At 70.7% G+C, this 6,778-nt stretch carries 7 protein-coding genes; all 7 read left to right on the top strand.

Annotated elements, in window-relative coordinates; all coding sequences use genetic code 11:
- Positions 1-165: 165 nt before the first annotated feature.
- Entirely contained in the window at positions 166-1,764 is a 1,599-nt protein-coding gene (locus ACESMY_RS12860; protein WP_372784987.1) for a 2-isopropylmalate synthase, read from the top strand.
- A gap of 36 nt (positions 1,765-1,800) precedes the next feature.
- Complete coding sequence (locus ACESMY_RS12865; RefSeq protein ID WP_372784988.1) at positions 1,801-2,682, top strand: EamA family transporter; 882 nt, start codon at positions 1,801-1,803, stop codon at positions 2,680-2,682.
- An 84-nt stretch (positions 2,683-2,766) separates the two neighbouring features.
- Positions 2,767-3,513, top strand: a complete 747-nt coding sequence (locus tag ACESMY_RS12870) for an ABC transporter ATP-binding protein (protein ID WP_372784989.1) — start codon at positions 2,767-2,769, stop codon at positions 3,511-3,513.
- Positions 3,510-5,066 (top strand): hypothetical protein, encoded by a 1,557-nt coding sequence (locus ACESMY_RS12875; RefSeq protein WP_372784990.1) that lies wholly within the window; start codon positions 3,510-3,512, stop codon positions 5,064-5,066. Before ACESMY_RS12870 ends, ACESMY_RS12875 begins: the two co-directional genes overlap by 4 nt.
- Positions 5,067-5,136: 70 nt before the next feature.
- Positions 5,137-5,937 (top strand): TOBE domain-containing protein, encoded by an 801-nt coding sequence (locus ACESMY_RS12880; protein WP_372784991.1) that lies wholly within the window; start codon positions 5,137-5,139, stop codon positions 5,935-5,937.
- Positions 5,938-5,940: 3 nt separating this feature from the next.
- Positions 5,941-6,444, top strand: coding sequence for a molybdopterin-dependent oxidoreductase (locus ACESMY_RS12885; protein ID WP_372784992.1), 504 nt, complete (start codon positions 5,941-5,943; stop codon positions 6,442-6,444).
- 249 nt (positions 6,445-6,693) lie between these two features.
- On the top strand, positions 6,694-6,778 hold an 85-nt coding region (locus tag ACESMY_RS12890; protein WP_372784997.1), incomplete at its 3' end, for a hypothetical protein.

The raw sequence follows: 6,778 nt of genomic DNA on the forward strand, positions 1-6,778 counted from the left end.
GTAGAGCCTGTCGCCATGTGCACGCGCACCGCCAGCCTGCTTCTTCTTCTTCCGCTGGGGCTTAGCCGCCCCTGGGCGCCTCTCTAGGCTGCGCGTCTTCGCGGCCGGGCGTTCAGGGGTTTCCCTCGCCCGCCCCACGAACCCTCCGCGAAGAGACCTAGAGCCATGACCACCCCCGAATCGGCCCCCGAATCCGCGAACGAATCCGCCCCGCGCTCCGAGCGCGACCGGGTCATCGTCTTCGACACCACCATGCGCGACGGTGAGCAGTCGCCCGGCGCCTCCATGTCGCTCGAGGAGAAGATCGAGCTTTCCAAGATCCTGGAAGAGATGCGCGTCGACGTGATCGAGGCCGGCTTCCCGATCGCCTCCAACGGCGACTTCGAGGCCGTGCGCCAGATCGCCGAACTGGTCACCGAAAGCACGGTCTGCGGCCTGGCCCGCGCCGGCATGGTCGACATCGACCGCTGCGCCGAAGCGATCAAGAAGGCCAAGCGCGGCCGCATCCACACCTTCCTGTCGACCAGCCCCTCGCACCGCGACCACATCCTGCACGCCAGCCAGGAAGACATCCTGGAGATGATCACCAAGTCGGTGGGCCATGCGCGCAACCTCTGCGGCGACGTCGAATGGTCGGCCCAGGACGCCACCCGCACCGAGCAGGATTTCCTGCGCCGCTGCGTCGACGCCGCGATCAAGGCCGGCGCCGGGACGATCAACCTGCCGGACACCGTCGGCTACAGCTATCCCACCGAATACGCGGAGATGTTCCGCGACATCCTGGAGAACGTCGAGGGCGCCGACCGGATCGTGCTCTCCACCCACTGCCACAACGACCTGGGCCTGGCGGTCGCCAACAGCCTGGCCGGCGTTCAGGGCGGGGCGCGTCAGGTCGAGGTGGCCATCAACGGCATCGGCGAGCGGGCCGGCAACGCCGCGCTCGAAGAGATCGTCATGGCCCTGAAGGTGCGCGGCGACGCGCTCCCATTCCACACCGCCGTCGAGACCCAGCACATCACGCGGGCCAGCCGCTACGTCTCGGCGATCACCGGCTTTCCGGTGCAGTTCAACAAGGCGATCGTCGGCAAGAACGCCTTCGCCCACGAGAGCGGCATCCACCAGGACGGGATGCTGAAGGACCGCGGCACCTACGAGATCATGAGCCCCGAGACGGTGGGGCAGGGCGCGTCGAACCTGGTCATGGGCAAGCATGCCGGGCGCGCCGGCTTCCGCGAGAAGCTGCGGACGTTGGGCTATGAGCTGGGCGCCAATGCGCTCAACGAGGCCTTCCAGCGCTTCAAGGACCTGGCCGACAAGAAGAAGCACGTCTTCGACGACGACATCATCGCCCTGGTCGACGATGCGCTGGCGTCGGGCGCCGACCGCATCCAGGTCAAGACCCTGCGGGTGATCGCCGGCACCGAGGGGCCTCAGGAGGCCTTCCTGACGATCACCGTCGAGGGCGAGGAGATTTCCGCCAACGCCACCGGCGACGGCCCGGTCGACGCGGTGTTCAACGCCATCCGAAAGTGCGCCCCGCACGAGGCGGTGCTGCGGCTCTTCCAGGTGCACGCGGTGACCGAGGGCACCGACGCCCAGGCCCAGGTCTCCGTCCGGCTTGAGGAGGACGGTCGCATCGCCACCGGCCAGGCCGCCGACACCGACACGCTCACCGCCTCGGCCAAGGCCTACGTCAACGCGCTCAACAATCTCACGGCGCGCAAGGAAAAGTCCGCGCCCGACGCGATCGCGGCGGGGTTCTGATCGCGGCCCCGCGCAAGCGGGGCCGCGAGCGCTGACATGCTCTGGATCTTGATGACGGCTGCGGCCGCGCCGCTGCAGGTGGCGCGCAACGCCCTGCAACGCGGCCTGGTGGGCGATGCGGGCCCCTGGGGCGCGACCCTGGTGCGTTTCCTGTTCGGCCTGCCGTTCTCGCTGGGGATCTTCGCCGCCGTGGCGCTGGCGACGCCGGGCGCGGCGCCGCACCCCTCGGCGCGGTTCGCCGTGGCGGTCGTGCTGGGCGCCCTGTCGCAGGTCGCCGCCACGGCCGCCCTGCTGGTGGCCATGCGCCGGGCGGGCTTCGCGGTGGCGACGGTGATGCAGCAGTCATCCCTACCGCTGGCCGCCATCTTCGGCTGGCTGGTGCTCGGCGACGCGATCGGCGCCCAGGCCTGGGTGGGGATCGCCACGACGACCGCAGGCCTGGCCGTGCTGTCCTGGCCGCGCCGCGACCAGATGGCGGGCGCGGGCCTGGGATCGATGCTGGGCGTCGCCTCGGGCCTGGCCTTCGCCGTGGCGCTGAACGCCTACCGGCAGGCGGGCCTGGCGCTGGAGCCGCATCATCCGATCTATTCCGCCACCGCCTCGGTCTGCGTCGCCCAGACGATCCAGACGACGGTGCTGCTGACCGCGCTCGCCGTCTGGCGTCCGGCGTCGCTGCTGGCGGTGGCGCGGTCCTGGCGCCCGTCGCTGGGCGCGGGGTTCTTCGGCGCGACGGCCTCGGCCTGCTGGTTCGCGGCGCTGGCGCTCGCGCCGGCCGGACCGGTCCGGGCCATCGGCGTCATCGAGGCCCCGATCGCCGCGGCCGCCGGGCGCAGGCTCTTCAAGGAACGGCTCTCGTCGCGCCAGTTGGCCGGGGGGGTGATGGCGGCTCTGGGCGTCGTCGCGACGGCCCTCGGCTGAGCCCCGCATCCGATCGCGGGCGGCGCGGCGACTATCGGACGCCGGCCGGTTCGGACATATTCCCGGCGGCCTCGAGGAGTTCCGATGACCGACGCGCTTACGATCCGCGGTCTTTCCAAGACCTTCGGCGGCAAGGTCGCCGTCGACAATCTTTCGCTGAGCGTGCGGGCGGGCGAGCTCTACGCCCTCCTGGGCCCGAACGGCGCCGGCAAGACCACCACGCTCAGGATGGTCGCGGGCCTGCTGAAGCCCAACTCCGGCGACATCGAGGTCTTTGGCCGCAACGTCCTGGCCGACCCCGCCGCCGCCAAGCAGATCATCGCCTGGGCGCCCGACGAGCCGATGCTCTACGACCGCCTGACGCCGCTCGAATACCTGGACTTCGTGGCCGGCCTCTGGGGCGTCGATCCGAAGGTTTCCGCGCCGCGGGCCGAGGAGCTGCTGCGCTGGCTCGGGCTCTGGGACAACCGCGCCGAACGCTGCGAGGGCTTCTCGCGCGGCATGAAGCAGAAGACCGCGCTCGCCGGCGCCCTGATCCACGATCCGCAACTGCTGATCCTCGACGAACCCCTGACCGGCCTCGACGCCGCCGTCGCCCGCCAGGTGAAGGACCTCCTGCAGGAGCGTGTGAAGGGCGGAGCCACCGTGATCCTGACCACCCACATCCTGGAGGTCGCCGAGCGGATGGCCGACCGCATCGGCATCATCCAGAACGGCCGGCTGGTGGCCGACGGCACCCTCGATGAACTCCGCGCCCGCAGCGGCGAGGGCCGCGCCACCCTGGAGGACGTGTTCCTCGACCTGGTGGGCGCCGAGGGCGCCGCGGCGTGATCGCTGCGCCCGGTTCGGCGCTCTGGCTGCTGCGCCACGAGCTGCGCCTGTCCTGGCGCGGGATGCTTCAGAAGCGCAGCCGCGGCCGCGGCAAGTTCGCCCGGATCTGGCTGACCATCGCCCTGCCGCTGATCCTGCTGGTGACCGCCGGCCTGCCGATCGCGCTCGGCGTGCGGCACCGGCAGGTCCCGATCATTCCGGTGGCGAACCTGATCGCGGCGGCCGCGCTGATCATGCTCTTCACCCTGATGCTGTCGCAGACGCTGGCGGCGGCGGTGGACGCGCTCTACGAACGCGCCGATTTCGACCTGCTGTTCTCCTCGCCCCTCGCGCCGCGCAAGGTGCTGATCGTGCGCTTCCTGGCGGTGGCGGTCGGGGCCTTCTCGATCTTCGGCATGGTGCTGACGCCGATCATCCTGCCGAGCGCGATCTGGGGTCATCCGGGCTGGCTGGCGGCCATCGTGGTCCTGTTCTGCATCGCGCTCGCGGCGAGCGGAGTCGGACTGTTGCTGGCGGCCGGGCTCTTCCGGCTGATCGGCCCGCGGCGGACGCGCACGGTCGGCCAGGTCCTGGCCGCCGTGATCGGCGCGGCCTTCTTCCTGATCGCCCAGGCGCGCAACATCCTGGGAGGAACCAAGACCGCCAGCGTCGCGGCCGTGGTCATGCAATTCTCCCGCGAGCCGCGTTTCCAGTCGCCGGCGCTGAGCTGGCCGCTGCGCGCCCTGCTGGGCGAGCCCCTGCCGCTCCTGGCGGCCATCGGGATCGGCGGCGGGGTTTTCCTGATCGCCAACCAGCTGCTCGGCGCGCACTTCGCCGCCGACGCTGCGGCGGCGGCCGGCGCGGGCGCGAGCCCCGCTCGCCGCACGAAGGCCGGCGGCCGGGTGCGGTTCGCCGCCAGTCCATTTTCGGCGACGCTTGCGAAGGAGCTGCGGCTCATCCTGCGCGACCCTGCGCTGATCGCGCAGGTGCTGTTGCGCGTGCTCTACATGATCCCGCTCGGCTTCATCCTGCTGCGTCAGGCGGGGCAGGGTCACAGCCTGGTCTTGCCGGGCAGCGCCGCGGCTCTGAGCCTGGTGGCGAGCCAGGTGTCGGGCAGCCTGGCCTGGATCACCATCTCGGCGGAGGACGCGCCGGATCTCCTGAGCTGCGCCCCGACCCCCACCCGCACTATCCGTCAGGCCAAGATCGCCGCGGCGATCCTGCCGGTGGCGGCGATGCTGGTCCCGGTCCTGCTGCCGCTCTATGTGCTCGCCCCGATGGTCGCCCTGGCCGCGACCCTGGGCTGCGCGGCTTCCATGACCATGGCCTCGCTGCTGAACGTCTGGTGGCAGCGGCCGGGCAAGCGCAGCGACATGCGCCGCGCCCGCTCGCCCTCCTGGTTCGTCACCCTGGCCGAGGTGCTGCTGGGCCTGCTGATCGCCGCGGCGACCGCCCTGCTGGCGGCCGGCCTCTTCGGCTGGGCCCTGATCCCCGCCGCGCTCGCGCTCGCCGGCGTCCTGATGCTGAGCCGGACCGACGCCCAGATCGCCCAGGCGCTGCGCGCCGCGAGCTGAGCGGCTCGTGACAAGCCTGGATTCACTGTTAGGGTCGTTCGGCAGTCCGCCCACATAACGAGCCGCCCCGGTGTCCTCCTCCCTGCTCAACGCCGCGCTGTCCCTGCGCCGGGGCGAAGGCCCGCGCGTCGGCGGCGAGCGCATCGCCCTGCTGGAAGCCCTGGATGAACTGGGCTCGATCCGCGCCGCCGCCGCGCGCGTCGGCCTCAGCTACAAGGCGGCCTGGGACGCGGTGCAGGCGCTGAACAACCTCTTCGATGCGCCGCTGGTGGTCGCCCGGGCCGGCGGCCGGCAGGGCGGGGCGGCGGGCCTGACCCCTGCCGGTCATTCCGTGGTCGCGGCCTTCCATCGCGTGGAGTTCGAACTGGCCGAAGTCATGGACCGCCTCGAACGCGGCCTGGCCGGCGCGCCCGCGGACGACATCGGCCGCCTTTTCTGGAGTCTCGGCATGCAGACCAGCGCCCGTAACGCGCTCCGCGGAACCGTCACCGGCGTCACCGATGGGGCGGTCAACGCCGAGGTGAGCCTGGCGGTCGCCGGCGGGGTGGAGATCGTCGCCGTTGTCACCCGCGAGAGCGTCGCGGCCCTGCGGCTGGCGGTCGGCCGTCCGGCGATCGCGTTGATCAAGTCGAGCTTTGTCGTGCTGGCCAAGGGCGAGGGCCTGGTCACCTCGGCCCGCAACCAGATCAAGGGGGTGGTCAGCGCACGCCTCGACGGCCCGGTCTCCAGCGAGATCACGCTCGACATCGCCGAGGGCAAGACGCTGACCGCCACCATCACCCGCGAGAGCGCCGAGGCCATGGGGCTGGCGGCCGGCGAACCCGTCACCGCGCTGATCAAGGCGCCGCACGTCATCCTGGCCGTGGAGTAAACCTTGAAAGCCGCCCTGATCCTCGCCGCGGCCCTGGCCGCAGGCCCCGCCGCGGCCCAGACGCTCAGCCTTTCCGGGCAAGCCGGACAGCGTGTGAGCCTGACAGCCGCCCAGTTCGCCGCGCTGCCGCACGCGCACATTCAAGTGATGCAGCACGGCCAGCCGCATGCCTATGACGGGGTCTTGCTGAGCGATCTGCTGGCCAAGGTCGGCGCGCCGCACGGCGAGGGGATCAAGGGACGCGAGCTCGCGACCGTGGTCCGGGTCAGCGCCCACGACGGCTATCAGGTCGTGGTCAGTCTGGCGGAAACCGACGCTGTCACCCGCGCGGCCAAGATGATTGTCGCCGACCGCGAGGCGGGCGCGCCTCTGAAACCCGAGGAAGGACCCTTCCGCCTGGTGATCGAAGACGATCTGCGACCGGCCCGATCGGCCCGCCAGGCGGAGCGGATCGAGGTGATCAACCTGTCGACCATGTCCAAGACGGCGCCCGCCAACAGCCATTGAATGTCGGGTTCGTGTCACGGCGCCGCGGTTCGTGGCGGAATCGCGGCGACGGCTTCACTAAAACTCGCGCGCGACGCGAAACCGCACACGGCGCTTTATGCCTTGAATTCAACCATAGGGCAGGGCAGGGAACGCCGAGCCTGCCGGTAATTCGTAACGACTCGACGCCTTGTTAACGCGTTGGAGGCAATCGTCGCGGATTGACGGTGTGGACCGCCTTTTTCCAGCCCCCAGTCTCCAGGGCCTCTCATGATCTCTTCGCTCTTCGGCGCCATCTCTAACGACATCGCCATCGACCTCGGCACCGCCAACACCCTCATCTACATGAAGGGCA

Origin of the sequence: Phenylobacterium sp., assembly GCF_041691455.1 — a bacterium.
Classification (GTDB): domain Bacteria; phylum Pseudomonadota; class Alphaproteobacteria; order Caulobacterales; family Caulobacteraceae; genus Phenylobacterium.